This window comes from Mesorhizobium sp. M4B.F.Ca.ET.203.01.1.1 (genome assembly GCF_004791025.1).
In the GTDB taxonomy this organism is placed as follows: Bacteria; Pseudomonadota; Alphaproteobacteria; order Rhizobiales; family Rhizobiaceae; genus Mesorhizobium; species Mesorhizobium abyssinicae.
The window spans coordinates 140,093-157,590 of record NZ_SRUO01000001.1 but is presented as its reverse complement, the minus strand read 5'-3'; the positions used below and the strand labels follow the sequence as shown (position 1 = coordinate 157,590).

Here is a 17,498-nt window from a genome sequence, read left to right as displayed (position 1 = left end):
CGCAGCGGGTCGCCGGCATCGGAAAACGCGCCGTCATCCGGGTGGCCGGACCGCTCTGCCAAAAAATGAATGTGTGTGCTTGCCCCTGACTTGGGAGGCGGCGATTTATCGCAAAACCGGGAAAAGGGAAAGCCCCTTTCCCGCGTCTGTATCAATCCTTGCGGAAGACGAGCCGCCCGAGCCAGCCGGTGAGCATGGCGAGCGACACGGCGAACACGCCGTACAGGAAGGAATAATCGTGCGCGACGCGGAAGATCGACTGCTCGAAACCGGATTTGCGGATTTCGAGCTGGGCCGAGCTTTCCTTGATGAACATGCCGCTCTTGAACAGGAAGGCGCGCGCCTTGTGGGTGCCGACCGGAACGTCGGGCGCCAGCCTGACCGTGGCGCGGAACAGGTTCTGCGACAGGAACTGCACGCCGCCGACATTTTCGCTGTAGAGCCCGGTCGCCTTCTTGCGATCGCGCAGCGCGGCGGTGAACTCCTCGATCGTCGCTGGGCTGTCGGTCTCGTCGGCGGGCTTCATGTAGAGGTTGGCCGAGCCGAGCGACAGCTGCTTGTAGCTGTTCGGTTCGGTTATGTCCTGCAGCGGCCGCGTCGTGGCCACCGAATAGGACACCGGCACATTCTCGAACGTCTCGGACTCCAGATTGATCCAGACGCCGAGCACCCGGTCCTTGCGCCGCACCACCACCGGTCGCGGCGGCCCCTCGAGCACGACGATGACGTCGTAGCGCCCCTGGCGCGCGACCAGCGGATCGGGATTTTCCAGCGACCCGAAGATGGTGAGGTCGGCGCCGGAAAACCCGGCGGTGATCGAGACGGCGTCGGTCGACAGGCCGATCTGGATGCCTTCGACCGGCGGGGTTTGCGCCGCCGTCGGCGACGCGGCAGCGACGAGCAGAAGCAAGGCGGCGGCCGCAAACCCCTTCCTCCCCGCCATCAGTTCAGGCCCGCCGCGGAAAGCGAATAGAGATTGGGCGGGGTGACGAAGAGATCGATCGCCAGGCGGATGGCAACGGCGAGAACCAACAGCGCCAGCAATGCCCTGAGCTGCTCGCCGCGCAGCTTCTGGCCGGCCTTGGCGCCATATTGCGCGCCGGCGACACCGCCCGCCATCAGCAGGAAGGCGAGCATCACGTCGACCGTCTGGTTGGTGGTGGCGTGCACCAGGGTGGTGTAGGCCGAGGTGAAGATGATCTGGAACAGCGAGGTGCCGATGACGACGTTGGTCGGCACTTTCAAGAGATAGATCAGCGCCGGCACCATGATGAAGCCGCCGCCGACGCCCATGATCGACGACAGGAAGCCGATGCCGGCGCCGAGCCCGAGCACCGGGATGACGCTGACGAACAGCTTCGAGGCGCGGAAGCGCATCTTCAGCGGCAGCCGGTGGATCCAGTTGTGCTGGCCGGACTTCTTCAGCACTGGCGCGGCGCCGCTGCGGGTGGCGCGCAGCGCATTGACGCTCTCGACCAGCATCAGCCCGCCGACGGTGCCCAGCAGCGCGACGTAGAGCAGCGAGATGAAGAGATCGAGCTGGCCGAGCCGGCGCAGCACGGCAAAGACATAGACGCCGCCGGTCGAGCCGACGATACCGCCCGCGAGCAGCACGCCGCCGAGCTTGAAGTCGAGCGTGCCGCGCTTCATGTGCGACAGCGCGCCGGAGAAGGAGGAGGCGATGACCTGGTTGGCGCCGGTGGCGACGGCGATCGCCGGCGGGATGTTGTAGAAGATCAGCAGCGGCGTGATGAGGAAGCCACCGCCCACCCCGAACATGCCCGACAGGAAACCCACCGCCGCCCCCATGGCCAGCAGCACGAAGACGTTGACGGAAATTTCCGCGATCGGGAGATAGATGCCCACCCGTCAGTCTCGATCAGTTTGCCTGTCGGCGATGCAGCCGCAGCGTGCAGTCTCGCACCGAAAAGCCAATTTTTTCTTGCGCCGACGCGGCGGCGGGAGCAAACCCCGCCGCCGCGTCGAAACAAAAAAGCATCTCAATCAGTTAACAGGCAAATGTGTGGCAAGGCATCGCGGAAGCGACGCATCTGCCGTTATTTGCGCGCCAGCAGCGCCTTGACCAGTTGTTCGTCGACCTCGCCGGTCGGTTTCAACTTGTTGTCGGTCTGGAAGGCCATGATCGCGGTCTTGGTCTTGTCGCCCATCACGCCGTCGGCGCCACCGGCCTCATAGCCGTTCTTGTTGAGGATCAGCTGGATGTTCTTGACCGCCTTCTTCATGTCGATGCTGGCGGTCGTCTGCGGCGTGCCGTCCTGCCAGGATTCGGGGATGTCGGCCGAGTTGGCCGCCTGGTCGATCGGCTTCGGCTTCCACAGCTCCGTGGCGGCGCGCGCCCGCTCCAACTGCTCCGGACGCAGCGCATTGGCGATCTCGTCGCGCTTGGACGCAGCATCCTTGTCGCCGGTCTTGGCGACGAGCGCGAACCATTTGTAGGATTCCTCCAGGTTCTGCTTCATGCCGACGCCCTTGGCCGCCAGGATGCCAAGGTTGAACTGGCTGTCCTTGACGCCGAGGTCGGCCGCCGCCTGGAACCAGTGCGCCGCCGATTCATTGTCGGTCACGCCATCCGCCGCCATGGCGAACAGCACGGCGAGATTGTGCATGGCGCTGGCGTTACCCTGTTCGGCGGCAAGCTGGTAGAAGGTCTTGGCCTTCTTGATGTCGCGGGTGACGCCGATCCCCTTCTCGTAGAAATTGCCGATGCGGTATTCGGCCGGCGCGAAGCCGAGCTCGGCGGACTTCTCGTACCACTTGGCCGCGGCCTTCATGTCCTCCTTGACGCCGCGCGATTCGGCATAGCGCGAGCCAACCTCGAACAGCGCCTTGGCATCGCCGCCGGCGGCGGCGTCGCGCAGGGCCGGAGGACCGGCGTCGGCCGGAATGTCGATCTTCGCGGCCGCCTGGGGCGTGCTGCCGGCGGGCGGAACAGCGCCCGTGGTGTCGGGGGTCGTCGGCGAGGCGGCCGGCGCCGTGGCCATCGGCGCGGTGTCGGCGTCGGCATCCGTAGCCGGCATCGCAGGCGCCGAGGCGGTGACATCCGGTGAAGGTGCCGTGGTCGCAGCCGGCGCGGCCGAAACCATCGGCGCCGGCGCCGGTTCAGCGGCGGCGGGCGCGGCATCCATCACCGTATTTGCGTCCATCGGCAGCGCGGCGGCGGTCTGCGCCGGCGGCGCATCCTTCACCGGTTCCGCTTGCCGCACGGCGCGCGCCGGCGCGTCCTCGGCGGCGGTCTCTATCTTCGGCGCGGCGTTGGTCTTCGGTTCGGCCGTGGCATTGAGCGAAGCGGTCTCCACGGGCTGCGCGGCAACGATCGGCGCGGCATCGTTGCTGGCGACCGGCGCGGGATCGGAGAAGAAGGCCTTGCCAAGCTGCAGGCCGGCAAGCGCCAGCATGATCGCGGCCGCTGCCATCAGGATCGGCTTGCGCCGCGCCTTGAGCAGGTCGCCGATCCTGAGCGCCTTGACCGGGCCGCCCATCGTCGACTGGCGCTTCAGCGCGTCGGCCTCGGCGGCAGCGGCTTGCGCTGCGCGCCTTGCCGCGGCAATGAAGTCGGACTTTGCCGCATCGCTCTCGTTGCGCTTGACCGGCGGACCCCGCTCATCGCGCACGCGCTTCATGATGGCGGTGAGATCGGGTGCGCCGGAACCGGGTTCCAGCGGGCGGTTGGCGAATTTCGGATCGAGCGGTTCGTCGAGGTCGACGCTCGGGGCGTCGACGTCGGGCGCCGAACCGGCAAGCGGCGGCGTCTCCGCCTGCTTCTTGCCCCTGAAGGCGCGCGCCAGTCCGCCGAACATCGACTTCTTGCCGGCCTTCTCGCTCTTTTCGGTGATCGTGTCCGAACCGAGCGCCGCCATGGCGGCGGCCGCCGCCGCTTCAGCCGGCGAACGTGGCGCCGGCTCTTCGCGCGCAACCGGTTCGTTGCGCAGGATCGCGGCGGCGCGGGTGTCGAGATCCGCGATATCTCCGGCCAGTGGCAGCGGCTGGTCGATATCCATCGACGGCGCATCCTGCACCGCGATCTTGGAACCGCGTCCTGCGCGCTTGCCCATCGGCTGCGGATCGATGAGCTCGCTGACGGCTTCCACCGGCTCGCTGGTCTCCAGCGACCCCAGCCGGTCGACGATCTTGAGCAGCGTGTCGTGGATGGCCTCGAAAGTGCGCGAATTGCGTTCGTCGGAACGGCGCGTCAAAGCTTCGAGCGTCTTGAGGTCCTGCGCGAGGCCACTGACCGCCGCCGTGTTGGCGCTGGTGTCAGCCATCGAACGCACAGCACTCTCGGCCGCCTCGCGGGCCGCGCTGAGGATCGAATCGCGCGTTCCGGCCAGCGACTTCTCGATCTCGTTGAGGCGCGGGCTGATGTCCTCGAATTCCGGCAGCGGCGTGCCCGGCTTGGTGAGATGCGCCGAAAGCCCGGAAACTTGCGCCTCCAGGCTGCGGATCAGCGCCGGGTCGATACCGGCGACCTGCGCGGCGGATGTTTCCAGCCGGCTGGAGATGTCTTCGAGCCGGCTTTCCAGGCCCCGGATCGCCAATTCGCTGGCGGGGTCTGGCGTGCGCGTCTCCAGGCGCTTGGCGAGCGCGGTGAAGCGGGCATCGATGGCGTCCATGATGCCGGCGCTGTCGGCCTGCGGCATGCGCTGATCCAGCCTGTCGGCAACTTCGTCCAGCCGCCGTTCGAGATCGCGAAACAGCATGTTGCCCTGCTCGATCGCGTCGCCCTGCCGGCGTTCCATCATCCCCGACAGCGCGTCGAAGCGCTGTTCCAGCCCCTGGAAGATGTAGTCGGCGTCGGGCATGGCCGGCGCGTGGTCGATCTTGTCGGCGATCATCGCGATCTGCTTGCCGAGCCGGTCCATCGCCTGCTCAGGCAGGTTGGCGCGGGCGGCCAGCTCATCGACGCGGCTCGACAGGAGATTGAGCCGATCCATCACCTCCCGGCCCGGCTGAGCCTGGGTGACTTCCTCGATCTGCTGCGCCAGCGAGGCGATCCGCTTCTCGATGCGCTCGAAGGGTTCGGGGTCGAAGGCATTGGCCTGCGCGGCGACGGTCGAGGCGACGATGGCGCGCGAGATCTCGTCCAACCGCTCGTCGATCATGCCGAACGTATCGCTGGCGCGATTGCCCTGCTGGCTGGCGAACTGGTCGACGGCGCCGGCAAGCGTGCGCACCTTTTCTTCCAGCGAGCGCAGCGACAGCGATTCCGGCAGGTTGTTGACGGCAGTGCTGATCTGCTCGAGCCGGTCGGTCAGCGCCGACAGGCCCGGATTGTCCGAGCGCTGGCGCTGGTCGGCGTCGACGCGATCCTCGAAGGCGCTCCAGCGGCGGTCGAAATCGTCCCAGCGGCGGTCGACCGCGCGCACGCTTTCCTCGCGCGCCAGCGTGTCCAGCGCGCCCTTGACCTGCTCCAGCTCGAGCCTGAGCAGGTTGACGCTCCGGTCGTCGCTCTTCTCGGCCAGCGTCTGGATGGCGCCGGACAGCCGCTCGAATTCGAGGCCGAGCTCGGCGCTGCCCTTGCCTGCCTGGCCATTTGCCTGGAAGGCGCGCTCGATGTCCTGGCGCAGCGCGTCGAATTCGCGCTTCAGCCCGGCGGTCATCTGGTGACGCAATTCCTCGCGCAGGCCGCGCAGCTCGCCGGCGATCTTGCCGACCACGGCGACGCTGTCCTCCTGGCCGCGCACGCGGTCGATGTCGCGGGCGATCGCCTGGTAGTTCTGTTCGAAGGCGGGCGCCGCCGGCGCCGGCGCTTTTGGCCGCGGTGCCGGCTGCGGGTCGTCATACCAGCGCGGCTGTTGGCCAAAGGGCTGGGCGCTGGCGTAGCGCGGTTCCGGCTGGCGGCGAGGGTCGAGGCGCTCGGCCGTGTCTTCGCGCGTCCGCTCCAGCCGCTGCTCCAGCGTTTCCAGCGAGCGGTTCAGCTGCTCGAGCGTGGTGTGCGGCCTGCGCTGCCTGCCGGCATTGAGAGTATCGAGATAGGACCGCTTGCTGTTCATCGATGCGCCCGTGTTCAGAATGGCCGGCTGCTGGCCGGATTCCCCAAAGTCCCGCCGGGACGAAGGCGACCGCGCGGTTCTGCTGCGGCGGAGGCCAAGCCTCCCGGGCTTTCGCCCGCGCTTCGAAAACCGTGAAAAATTCGCTACAGGATAACCACGGGTGACCGACATGCGCACATTTCACCCAACGTGGTAAACAACGCGTTAACCAAGCTTAAGAACTTGCATATGCCTTTCCGTTCCCGGAGCGCCTCCGCAAAAACCGTTCCGGATTTCAGGATCGCGCGCCAATGGGTGCGGCATAACGTTCTTAGCCTAGAACGCCCTTGCGTCATGAGCCGGCAATCGGTATAGAATTGACGTAAACGTAAGAGGTGCGCAGATCCCGCCTTTTGCGATTTTTTTGTTGAAACCACGACTGGAAGCACGCCCCCGCTTCCACTCAGGCGACGCAAGGTCCGGGACCGCGGCGCCACCAGACGGGGAAAGCCAGTGACCATGAAACTTGTTTCGGCCGGCGAAGCCGCGGCCAACACCAATGACATATCGACTGAAACCGGCGAGGACCTTGTCCGCATCGGCGAGATGGCCAAGAAATACGGCGTGACGTTGCGCACGCTGCGTTTCTACGAGGACAAGGGCCTGCTCAACCCGAAGCGCGACGGTTCGACCCGTCTCTACACGCGCCGGGACAGGGCACGGCTGAAGCTGATCCTGCTCGGCCGCAAGGTCGGGTTCTCGTTGCGCGACGTCAAGCAGATGATGGATCTCTACGATCCGACCGGCTCCAACACCAAGCAGTTGCGGCTGGCGCTCGACAAGTCCGAGAAGCAGCTCGCCCGCTTGCAGAAGCAGCGGGCGCTGATCGATGACGCCATCAACGAATTGAGCACGTCGATGACGGCGGTGCGCCAGATGCTGATGGATCGCGCGCCGCAGGCGAGCGCCGCCGGTTAATCGCTTCGCCGCTTTCCGGCAAAGCAGATGACGAATGAGAGCCGCGCGACCTGGGTCGCGCGGCTCTTTATCTTTTGCTGGCCACGCATCGAAAATTTTCCGGCTGCGACAAGATTGACGTTTACGCAAACGTCAATATTTGCTATCGGGGCGTCGACATTGGCTCAGCCTCCGATCTGCGCTTTGATCGAGAACTTGCTAGGCAGGGCCAGACCGCAAGGGTGGAGGAAGGCATGACGATCTACAGGGCGCCGATCCAGGACACGCTGTTCGTGCTCAACGACGTGCTGGGCTATCAGCGCTATTCCAACCTTCCCGGCTTCTCCGACGCGACGCCCGATGTCCTCGAGGCGATCCTTGCCGAAGGCGCCAAGCTTGCCGAGAACGTCATGCATCCGCTGAACCGTGTCGGCGACATGGAAGGCTGCGTGCGCCATGACGACGGCTCGGTGACGACGCCCAAGGGCTTCAGGGAGGCTTTCGACCAGTATCGCGAGGGTGGCTGGATGGGGCTCGCCGCGCCTGCCGAGTTCGGCGGCCAGGGACTGCCCTACACGGTCCACACGGCGGTCTCCGAATATATGGTCTCTGCCAACATGGCGCTGATGATGTATCCGGGCCTGACGCAAGGGGCCATCGCCGCCATCATCACCCACGGCACCGACGAGCAGAGGGCGACCTGGCTGCCGAAGCTGGTCGAGGGCGCCTGGACCGGCACCATGAACCTCACCGAGCCGCATTGCGGCACCGATCTCGGCCTGCTGCGCTCCAAGGCGGTGCCGAACGGCGACGGCACCTACAGGATCTCCGGCCAGAAGATCTTCATCTCCGCCGGCGAGCACGACATGTCGGACAATATCGTCCACCTGGTTCTGGCCCGCATCGAAGGGGCGCCGGAAGGCGTGAAGGGCATTTCGCTGTTCATCGTGCCGAAGCTGAAGCTCGATGCCTCGGGCAACCCCGGCCAGAGGAATACCGTCTCCTGCGGCTCGATCGAGGAAAAGATGGGCATCCACGGCAATTCGACCTGTGTCATGAACTATGACGAGGCCGAAGGCACGCTGCTCGGCGAGGCCAATGGCGGGTTGAAGGCCATGTTCACGATGATGAACGAGGCCCGGCTCGGCGTCGGCCTGCAGGGGCTTTCGCTGTCGGAGATCGCCTACCAGAACGCCGTCTCCTACGCCAAGGACCGGCTGCAGGGCCGTTCGCTGTCCGGAGCCAAGGCGCCGGACAAGAAGGCCGACCCGATCATCGTCCATCCCGACATCCGTCGCTCGCTGATGACCATGAAGGCTTTCAACGAGGCCGGCCGCGCGCTGGCGCTGTGGACCGCGATCAAGTCGGACGTCGCCCATCGCGCCGGCGACGACAAGGACCGCCAGGCGGCCGACGACTACACCGGCCTGCTGACGCCGGTGGTCAAGGGCGTGCTCACCGACAAGGGCTTCGACCACGCTGTGATGGCGCAGCAGGTCTTCGGCGGCCATGGCTACATCGAAGAGCATGGCATGAGCCAGTTCGTGCGCGATGCCCGCATCGCCATGATCTACGAGGGCGCCAACGGCATCCAGGCGCTCGACCTCGTCGGCCGCAAGCTGGCGCAGAATGGCGGCCGCGCGGTGCAGGCCTTCTTCAAGGAGGTCGCCGAGTTCTGCGAGGAGAACCGCGCCGACGAGAAGCTGGCGCCCTTCACCAAGGCGCTGAAGAAAGGTCTCAACGACCTGCAGGCGGCGACCATGTGGCTGGTGCAGAACGCCATGGCCAAGCCTGACAATGCGGGCGCCGCCTCGACCGACTATATGCATCTCTTCGGCCTGGTGGCGCTGGGCTATATGTGGGCGCAGATGGCCAGGGCCGCGGGCGTCAAGCTGGCGGAAGGCGCCAATGGCGCCGCGTCCTTCTACGACAACAAGCTGGCGACCGCGCGCTTCTTCATGGAGCGGATCATGCCGGAGACGGCGACGCGGCTTGCCCGCATTTCCAGTGGCGCGGACACGCTAATGGCGCTGCCGGCGGAAGCGTTCTAGGTTCGGCGGGCCGGCAAGGCCGGCCCACAACTGTCGGAACGCGGAGGAAATCGTGGCGACAAATCCAGCCGAAATTCTTGGCTTGCCAAAACCCGCCTGGGCGGCGGACGAGGTCGGCATGCTCTACGACATGGCGTCGCGCTTCATGTCGGAAGAGATCGCGCCGCGCTACGACGAGTTCGAGAAGAACGAGATGGTCGACCGCGAGAGCTGGCTGAAGGCAGGCGCGGCCGGCCTGCTCTGCGCCTCGATGCCGGAGGAGTATGGCGGCTCCGGCGGTACCTTCGCGCATGAGAGCGCCATCATCGAGGCGATCGGCCATGTCGGCGTCGACGGTTTCGGCATCGGCCTGCACAATTCGATCGTCGCCCCCTACATCCTCCATTACGGCTCCGAGGAGCAGAAGAAGAAATGGCTGCCCAAGCTCGCGACCGGCGAACTGATCGGCGCCATCGCCATGACCGAGCCCGGCGCCGGCTCCGACCTGCAGGGCGTCAAGACGCGCGCCGAGAAGGACGGCAACCACTACAAGATCAGCGGCTCCAAGACCTTCATCACCAACGGCCAGCTCGCCAACCTGATCATCGTCGTCACCAAGACCGATCCGGAAAAGGGCGCCAAGGGCACCTCGCTCATCGTCGTCGAGACCGACCAGGTCGAAGGTTTTCAGCGCGGCCGCAACCTCGATAAGATCGGCCTGAAGGCCAACGATACCTCCGAACTGTTTTTCAACGACGTGCGCGTGCCGACCTCGAACCTGCTCGGCCACGAGGAAGGCAAGGGTTTTGTCCAGCTGATGCAGCAATTGCCGCAGGAGCGGCTGCAGATCGGTACCGGCGCGATCGCCATGATCGAACGCGCGCTCGCCTTGACCATCGACTACGTCAAGGAGCGCAAGGCCTTCGGCAAGGCGGTCATCGATTTCCAGAACACCCAGTTCAAGCTGGCCGAGCTGAAGACCGAGGCCACGATCGGCCGCGTCTTCTACAATGACTGCGTCGCCCGCCACATCGATGGCGGCCTCGATCCGGTCACCGCCTCGATGGCCAAATACTGGCTTAGCGACCTGCAGGGCAAGGTGGTCGACGAGTGCCTTCAATTGCACGGCGGCTATGGCTACATGAATGAATACCCGATCGCCCGCATGTACCGCGACGCGCGCGTCCAGCGCATCTACGGCGGCACCAACGAGATCATGAAATTGCTGATCGGGCGCTCGCTCTGAGCGCGCCGAGCGGCAAACCCAAGGAGCAGGAAAATGGCCGAAGCTTACGTCTATGACGCCGTGCGCACGCCGCGCGGCAGGGGCAAGAAGGATGGCTCGCTGCACGAGGTGCCGGCGGTGCGGCTCGCCGCCAAAACGCTCGAGGCGCTGCGCGACCGCAACGGCCTCGACACCGGCACTGTGGACGACATCATCTTCGGCTGCGTCGACCCGGTCGGCGAGGCGGGCTCGGTAATTCCGCGCGCCGCCGCCTTCGAGGCCGGCTACGACACCAAGGCGCCCGGCATGCAGATCTCGCGCTTTTGCGCTTCCGGTCTCGACGCCATCAATTTCGGCGCCGCCAAGATCGCGCAGGGTGCCGACGACATCGTCATCGCCGGCGGCGTCGAATCGATGTCGCGCGTCGGCATGGGCATGTCAGGCGGCGCCTGGTTCATGGATCCGTCCGTCGGCCTGCCCGGCTGGTTCGTGCCCCAGGGCATTTCGGCCGACCTGATCGCCACCAAGTATGGCTTCAGCCGCGACGATGTCGATGCCTATGCCGTCGAGAGCCAGAAGCGCGCCGCCAAGTCCTGGTCCGAGGGCCGCTTCCAGAATTCGGTGATCCCGATCAAGGACCAGAATGGGCTGACCATCCTCGACCATGACGAGCACATGCGACCGGCGACCGACATGCAATCGCTGGCCTCGCTCAACCCGTCCTTCGTCATGCCTGGCGAAATGGGCGGCTTCGATGCGGTTGCCGTGCAAAAGCACCCGGAAGTCGAGGAGGTCAACCACGTCCACCATGCCGGCAACTCGTCCGGCATCGTCGATGGCGCCGCTGCCGTCCTGCTCGGCTCCAAGAAGGCCGGCAAGGCGATGGGCATCAAGCCGCGCGCCCGCATCCGCGCCTTCGCCAACATCGGCTCCGAGCCGGTGCTGATGCTGACCGGCCCGGTCGACGTCACCGAAAAGCTCTTGCAGCGCGCCAAGATGAAGCTGTCGGACATCGACCTGTTCGAGCTCAACGAGGCCTTCGCCTCGGTGGTGCTGCGCTACATGCAGGCCTTCGAGATCCCGCACGACAAGATCAATGTCAACGGCGGCGCGATCGCCATGGGCCATCCGCTCGGTGCCACCGGCGCCATGATCTTCGGCACCGTGCTCGACGAGCTCGAGCGGCGTGACCTGAACACCGCCTTGGTCACGCTCTGCATCGGCGCCGGCATGGGCACCGCCACCATCATCGAACGCGTCTGACGGGGAGAGAGAAGATGAGCTACACCAATTTCACCCTCGACATCGACGCCGACGGCATTGCGCTGGTCACCTGGAACATGCCGGATCGATCGATGAACGTCTTCACCGAAGAGGTGATGCGGGAGCTTAACGCCATCGTCGACCATGTCGCCGGCGACGCGGCCATCAAGGGCGCGGTCATCACCTCCGGCAAGGATACATTCTCCGGCGGTGCCGACATCACCTTGCTGCAGAAGATGCTGGGCGCCTTCGCCGCCGACAAGGCGAAGGATTTGGGCAAGGCGACCAAAGCCCTGTTCGACAATGCCGGCGTCATGACCGGCCTGTTCCGCAAGATCGAGACTTCCGGCAAGCCGTGGGTGTCGGCGATCAACGGCACCTGCATGGGCGGCGCCTTCGAGATGTCGCTCGCCTGCCACGGCCGCGTCGCTGCCGATTCCGACAAGGTGAAGATGGCGCTTCCGGAAGTGAAGATCGGCATCTTCCCGGGTGCCGGCGGCACCCAGCGCGTGCCGCGACTGACCGACCCGCAGCAGGCGCTGCAGATGCTGACCACCGGCCAGACTCTCACGCCGCAGAAGGCCAAGGCAATGGGCCTGATCCACGAGATCGCCGAGCCTTCGAAGCTGGTCGAGACCGCCAAGGCGATGATCAAGAACGGCCTGAAGCCGGTGGCGCCCTGGGACGAGAAGGGCTTCAAGCTGCCCGGCGGCCCGGTCTATTCGGCGGCGGGCGCCAATCTCTGGCCGCCGGCCATCGCCATCCTGCGCCGCGAGACCTTCGGCAACTATCCGGCCGCCGCGGCGATCCTGAAATGCGTCTATGAGGGCCTGCTGGTGCCGTTCGACACCGCGCTCAGGATCGAGCAGCGTTATTTCACCGAGATCATGCAGACCAGGGAAGCGGCGGCGATGATCCGCTCGCTGTTTGTGTCGCTGCAGGAACTGAACAAGGGCGCGCGTCGTCCGGCCGGCGTGCCGGACACCAAGTTCAAGAAGATAGGCATCCTCGGCGCCGGCTTCATGGGCGCCGGCATCGCCTATGTCACGGCCAAGGCCGGCATTCCCGTCGTGCTGCTCGACCGCGACATGGAGTCGGCAGAAAAGGGCAAGGCGCATTCCGACAGCCTGATTTCTGATCAGGTCAAGAAGGGCCGCGCCAAGCCCGAAGAGAAGGACAAGTTGCTGTCGCTGATCACGCCGACGGCCGACTATGCCGACCTCGCCGGCTGCGATCTGGTGGTCGAGGCCGTGTTCGAGGATTCCGCCGTCAAGAAGAGCGCCACCGAAAAGGCCGAAGCGGTGCTGAAGTCGTCGGCGATCTTCGCCTCCAACACCTCGACCATCCCGATCACCTCGCTGGCGAAGAATTCGGCGCGACCGAAGAATTTTGTCGGCATCCACTTCTTCTCGCCGGTCGACAAGATGATGTTGGTCGAGATCATCCTCGGCAAGAAGACCGGCGACAAGGCGCTGGCGACCGCCATCGATTTCGTGCGGGCCATCAAGAAGACGCCGATCGTCGTCAACGACACGCGCGGCTTCTACGTCAACCGCTGCGTCCTGCGCTACATGTCGGAAGCCTACAAGATGCTGATCGAGGGTGTCCCGGCACCGATGATCGAGAACGCCGCCAAGGCGGCCGGCATGCCGGTCGGTCCGCTGGCGCTGACCGACGAGACGGCGATCGACCTTGCCCAGAAGATCATGAAGCAGACGATCAGGGATATCGGCGAGAAGGCAGTCGATCCGAAGCAGATGGCGCTGATCAACACCATGGTCGACACGCATGGCCGCTTCGGCCGCAAGAACGGCAAGGGCTTCTACGACTATCCGGCCAAGCCGGCGAAGAAGAAGCTGTGGCCGGGCCTCAAGGATCTCTACCCGCAGCTCAAGCCGGAGAAGATCGACTATGAGGAGCTGAAGCAGCGCCTGCTGGTCACCATCGCACTGGAAGCGGCGCGGGTGATGGAAGAGGGTATCGTCACCGATCCGCGCGAGGCCGATGTCGGCTCGATCCTCGCCTTCGGCTTCGCCCCCTTCACCGGCGGCGCACTGTCCTACATCGACGGCATCGGTGCGCAGCAGTTCGTCAAGATCGCCAAGGGCCTGCAGAAGAAGTACGGCGCCGAGTTCAAGGCGCCCAAGCTGCTCCTCGACATGGCCGAAAAGGGCGAAACCTTCTACCAGCGCTTCGACCCGTACGCGAAGGGCGAGGTCAAGCAGGCAGCCTGACGGCCGACGCGGATGTATGTCTGGGCGCGCATGGCGCGCATGATGGCCACGGCGCGAAGCCGTGGCCCTTACCTTGTCGGCGGCGACAGCCGGCTTGCCTTCCGCTGCCTGCCGACCGACATCGATTTCAACCTGCATCTCAACAATGCCCGCTACATGATGCTCGCCGACCTCGGCCGCATCGACATCTTCCTGCGCGCCGGCCTGATCGCGCTGGCGCGCAAGAACGGCTGGGCGCCGATGATCGGCGGGCTGCAGGTGGCCTATGTGCGCGAGATCCGGCTGTGGCGGCGCTTCGAGGTCATATCCTCGATCGAGACCTGGGAGGGAACCTCGGTGATCGGCAGGCACCGCTTCGTCCTCGACAGCGGCGATACGGCCGCGCTGATCATGACCACCGGCGGCGTCTACGACCGCCGCAATCGCCGCTTTCTCGACATCGCCGAGGTTGTCGCCGCGCTTGGCCGTTCTGCTCAGCCGCGCCCACCGACCGAGGCCGAGCAGGCATTCATGGCGTCGCACCGGAATTTGCGGGAACTTGCCAAAAAGGCCTGATCGTTGGCGATCCCGCGCTTCCTCGGTGGACATTGGGGCGGTTGCGCGGTAGACAGGAAGAGGCATTTTTTCCTGTTTTGAAGGAGAGCTCGATTGCTCTCGCACGACCGTGTCTGGGCTGCCATCGACGCACTCGCCGAGCGTTATTCGCTGTCGGCGTCAGGTCTGGCAAGGCGCGCCGGTCTCGACTCCACCGCCTTCAACAAGTCGAAGCGCCTGTCCTCGGACGGGCGGCCACGCTGGCCCTCGACCGAATCGCTGGCCAAGATCATCGAGGCCACCGGCGCCTCGCTGGAGGAGTTCACCGGGCTGGTCGAAGGCCTCGGTGGGACCGCTTCGCAGCCACGCAGGTCTTCGGTGCCGCTGCTCGGCTTTGCCCAAGCCGGCGCCGGCGGCTTCTTCGACGATGCCGGCTATCCGGCGGGGCAGGGCTGGGATCTGGTGGAATTGCCGGCGCGGGCGACCGCGACCTCCTATGCGCTGAAAGTGCAGGGCGATTCCATGCTGCCGCTCTACCGCAACGGCGACGTGCTGATCGTCGAGCCGGGGGCAGCCACTCGCAAGGGCGACCGCGTCGTCGTGAAGACCGCCGCGGGCGAGGTGATGGCCAAGGTGCTCGATCGCCAGACCGCGAAGTCGATCCTGCTGGTCTCCCTCAATCCCGATCATCCCGACCGCGATATTCCGATGCGCGACGTCGAATGGGTGGCGCGCATCGTCTGGGCCAGCCAGTAGGTGCGGCTACCTCACCTTGCCGTGGCGGTTCTGGCGGTGCCGGCGATGGCGGCGCTCGTCGCCGCCGGAGGCCGCACGCTGCAGGGCAACGAAAGCATCGTCACGATTGACCGGATCGATCCGGCCGCCGGCACGATCGCCGGGCAGGGCGCCGACATGCAGCCCGAAGCACCGGCCACGGCAGCCATTCCGGCACCGCAGCCGGTGAGGACTCCCGCCCATTCCAGGGCGATCGATCCCGATGTCGTGGCGCCGCCGCAGCTTTCCGCCGAAGCGCTCGAGCGGGTCGAGCCCCGCGCGCCGCTCAGCGATCTCGCGCTCGCCGGCCCGCTCAAGCCGCCCAAGTTGAAGATGCCGGACGACTGGAACGGGACCAAGCTGTTCCAGCCCGTTGCCGCCGCCGCCGGCCTGATGGAGGCGAAAGGCTACGCCGTCGCCGTCTCGGGCGTCGATGTCCTCAGGCAGGACGAGACCTGTGGCGACGAGGGCAAATCCTGGGCCTGCGGCATCCGCGCCAGGACGGCGTTCCGCGCTTTCCTGCGCGGCCGCACGGTGGTCTGCACGGTGCCGCCCGAGGGCGGCCGCGACACCATTTCCGCCGAATGCCGCGTCGGCAATCAGGATGTCGGCGAATGGCTGGTGCAAAACGGCTGGGCGCGTGCCGCCGCAGGCGGGCCCTATGTCGAGGCGGGCGAGAAAGCGCGCACCGCAAGGAAAGGCATCTTCGGCGCGGCTCCGGATCTTTCGGGCGTGCCGTCACTTCCTGCCGCCCTGCCCCCGGCGCCCTCCGCGCCGAGTTCGATCCTGCAGGAAGAGGATGGGATCCTTACGCCGCTAGCTGACCAGCCAGCGCCCGCTCAATGAGCGCCCGCGTCTCGGCGATGCCGTAGAGGGCGGCGAAGGAGCCGAAGCGCGGACCGCGCTCCTGTCCGATCAGCACCTGGTAGATCATCTGGAAGAAGGCGACCGAAACGCCGGGCCCGCCTTCCGGGCTCTGCTTGGAATGGTCCTGATAACGCTCGATCCGCCGCGCCACGTTGAGCGCCGCGTTCTGGATCGCTTCGCCGTCGGCGCCCTGCGGCAGCGCGCCGAGCGCGTCCGAAAGCTTCGCCAGCGCGTCGCGCTCCACGTCGTCGGCGGCGCGGAAAACCTTGGTCGGCTTCACGAAATCGTCGAAATAGCGGATCGCGTAGCCTGTCAGCCGGTCGAGCTCGGGATGCGTCGCCGGCGTCACGCCAGGTGCGTGGCGCGAAATGAAGCCCCACAGCACCGCCTTGTCATGCGCATTGGAGGCGCTGACCAGATTGAGCAGCAGCGCGAACGGCACCGGCAGGTCGATGGCCGGCGGGTTGCCGTCATGCATGTGCCAGACCGGATTGCCGAGCCGTTCCTTCCAGTCCTGCCGCGGATAGGCGCCGAGGAAGGTGTAGTACTCGTCCACGGCCCTCGGAATGACGTCGAAATAGAGCTTCTTGGCCTGCCGTGGCCGCTGGTACATGTAGAGCCCGAGGCTCTCGGTCGGCGCATAGGTCAGCCACTCGTCGATGGTCAGCCCGTTGCCCTTCGACTTCGAGATCTTCTGGCCGTTCTCGTCGAGGAACAGCTCGTAGACGAAATGCTCCGGCGCGCGTCCGCCAAGGATGTTGCAGATGCGGTCGTAGATCACCGCGTTGGTCTGATGGTCCTTGCCGAACATCTCGAAATCGACGCCGAGCGCCGCCCAGCGCATGCCGAAATCCGGCTTCCACTGAAGCTTCACCTTGCCGCCCTTGATCGAGAGCGTGGTCTCGGTGCCGTCATCGTCGAAGGTGATGGTGCCGGCCTTGGCGTCGACATGCTTCATCGGCACGTAGAGCACGCGGCCGCTCTTCGGCGAGATCGGCAGGAACGGGCTGTAGGTCGCCTGGCGCTCTTCGCCGAGCGTCGGCAGCATGACGGCCATGATCTCGTCGTAGCGCTCGGCGGCGCGCAGCAGCACCTCGTCAAAGCGGCCCGCCTTGTAGTACTGCGTCGCGCTGGCGAACTCGTAGTCGAAGCCGAACGTGTCGAGGAAGCGGCACAGCATCGCGTTGTTGTGGTCGGCAAAGCTCGCATAGTCGCCGCCGAACGGATTCGGAACCGACGACAGCGGCATGTGCAGATACGGCTCCAACGCCGCGCGGTCCGGCACGTTGTCGGGGATCTTGCGCATGCCGTCCATGTCGTCGGAGAAGCAGAGCAGCTTGGTCTTGACCTTGTCTTCCGTCAGCACGCGGAAGGCGTGACGCACCATGGAGGTGCGCGCCACCTCGCCGAACGTGCCGATATGCGGCAGGCCGGACGGGCCGTAACCGGTCTCGAACAGGACGGTGTCCGGAAACGCGGCGTTCTTGTAGCGCGCGATGATCTTCTTGGCTTCCTCGAACGGCCAGGCCTTGCTCTCGGCGGCGGCCGCAAGCATCTCGGGATTGAGATCGATGATGTTTGATCCCGTCATGTCAAAAGTTCCAGCTATCGGCCGGCTTGCCGG

At 65.7% G+C, this 17,498-nt stretch carries 12 protein-coding genes; 8 read left to right on the top strand and 4 right to left on the bottom strand.

Annotation, left to right across the window (positions count from 1 at the left end):
- Positions 1-151: 151 nt before the first annotated feature.
- From EN846_RS00730 to EN846_RS00720, 3 genes are all read right to left on the bottom strand, one after another.
- On the bottom strand, positions 152-943 hold the full coding sequence (locus tag EN846_RS00730) for a TIGR02186 family protein (RefSeq protein WP_127309933.1): 792 nt from the start codon (positions 941-943) through the stop codon (positions 152-154).
- Positions 943-1,866 (bottom strand): sulfite exporter TauE/SafE family protein, encoded by a 924-nt coding sequence (locus EN846_RS00725; protein WP_126056615.1) that lies wholly within the window; start codon positions 1,864-1,866, stop codon positions 943-945. Before EN846_RS00725 ends, EN846_RS00730 begins: the two co-directional genes overlap by 1 nt.
- A 191-nt stretch (positions 1,867-2,057) precedes the next feature.
- Complete coding sequence (locus EN846_RS00720) at positions 2,058-6,011, bottom strand: peptidoglycan-binding protein (RefSeq protein ID WP_127393131.1); 3,954 nt, start codon at positions 6,009-6,011, stop codon at positions 2,058-2,060.
- A gap of 498 nt (positions 6,012-6,509) precedes the next feature.
- On the opposite strand from EN846_RS00720, the gene EN846_RS00715 reads away from it, so the two are divergent.
- The 8 genes from EN846_RS00715 to EN846_RS00680 all read left to right on the top strand — a co-directional run bounded on the left by EN846_RS00715 (position 6,510) and on the right by EN846_RS00680 (position 15,853).
- Positions 6,510-6,968 carry a MerR family DNA-binding transcriptional regulator gene (locus EN846_RS00715; RefSeq protein WP_127285335.1) on the top strand — a complete coding sequence of 153 codons (459 nt, stop codon included), beginning with the start codon at positions 6,510-6,512 and terminating at the stop codon, positions 6,966-6,968.
- Between the two features lie 233 nt (positions 6,969-7,201).
- Positions 7,202-8,998: an acyl-CoA dehydrogenase gene (locus EN846_RS00710; protein ID WP_127393130.1), complete on the top strand. Its 1,797-nt coding sequence runs from the start codon at positions 7,202-7,204 to the stop codon at positions 8,996-8,998.
- A 52-nt stretch (positions 8,999-9,050) separates the two neighbouring features.
- Positions 9,051-10,223, top strand: coding sequence for an acyl-CoA dehydrogenase family protein (locus EN846_RS00705; protein ID WP_128275837.1), 1,173 nt, complete (start codon positions 9,051-9,053; stop codon positions 10,221-10,223).
- A gap of 33 nt (positions 10,224-10,256) precedes the next feature.
- Positions 10,257-11,465: an acetyl-CoA C-acetyltransferase gene (locus EN846_RS00700; protein ID WP_127393389.1), complete on the top strand. Its 1,209-nt coding sequence runs from the start codon at positions 10,257-10,259 to the stop codon at positions 11,463-11,465.
- Positions 11,466-11,479: 14 nt separating this feature from the next.
- A complete protein-coding gene (locus tag EN846_RS00695; protein WP_127393390.1) occupies positions 11,480-13,699 on the top strand; it encodes a 3-hydroxyacyl-CoA dehydrogenase NAD-binding domain-containing protein in 2,220 nt (739 codons plus the stop codon).
- A gap of 12 nt (positions 13,700-13,711) precedes the next feature.
- Complete coding sequence (locus EN846_RS00690; RefSeq protein ID WP_127393391.1) at positions 13,712-14,254, top strand: thioesterase family protein; 543 nt, start codon at positions 13,712-13,714, stop codon at positions 14,252-14,254.
- Positions 14,255-14,347: 93 nt separating this feature from the next.
- Entirely contained in the window at positions 14,348-14,989 is a 642-nt protein-coding gene (locus EN846_RS00685; RefSeq protein WP_127285343.1) for a helix-turn-helix transcriptional regulator, read from the top strand.
- Positions 14,990-15,853 (top strand): thermonuclease family protein, encoded by an 864-nt coding sequence (locus EN846_RS00680; protein ID WP_245493229.1) that lies wholly within the window; start codon positions 14,990-14,992, stop codon positions 15,851-15,853.
- On the opposite strand, the gene EN846_RS00675 is transcribed toward EN846_RS00680, so the two are convergent.
- Complete coding sequence (locus EN846_RS00675) at positions 15,816-17,465, bottom strand: lysine--tRNA ligase (protein ID WP_127391910.1); 1,650 nt, start codon at positions 17,463-17,465, stop codon at positions 15,816-15,818. The genes EN846_RS00680 and EN846_RS00675 overlap by 38 nt on opposite strands.
- Between the last annotated feature and the right edge of the window lie 33 nt (positions 17,466-17,498).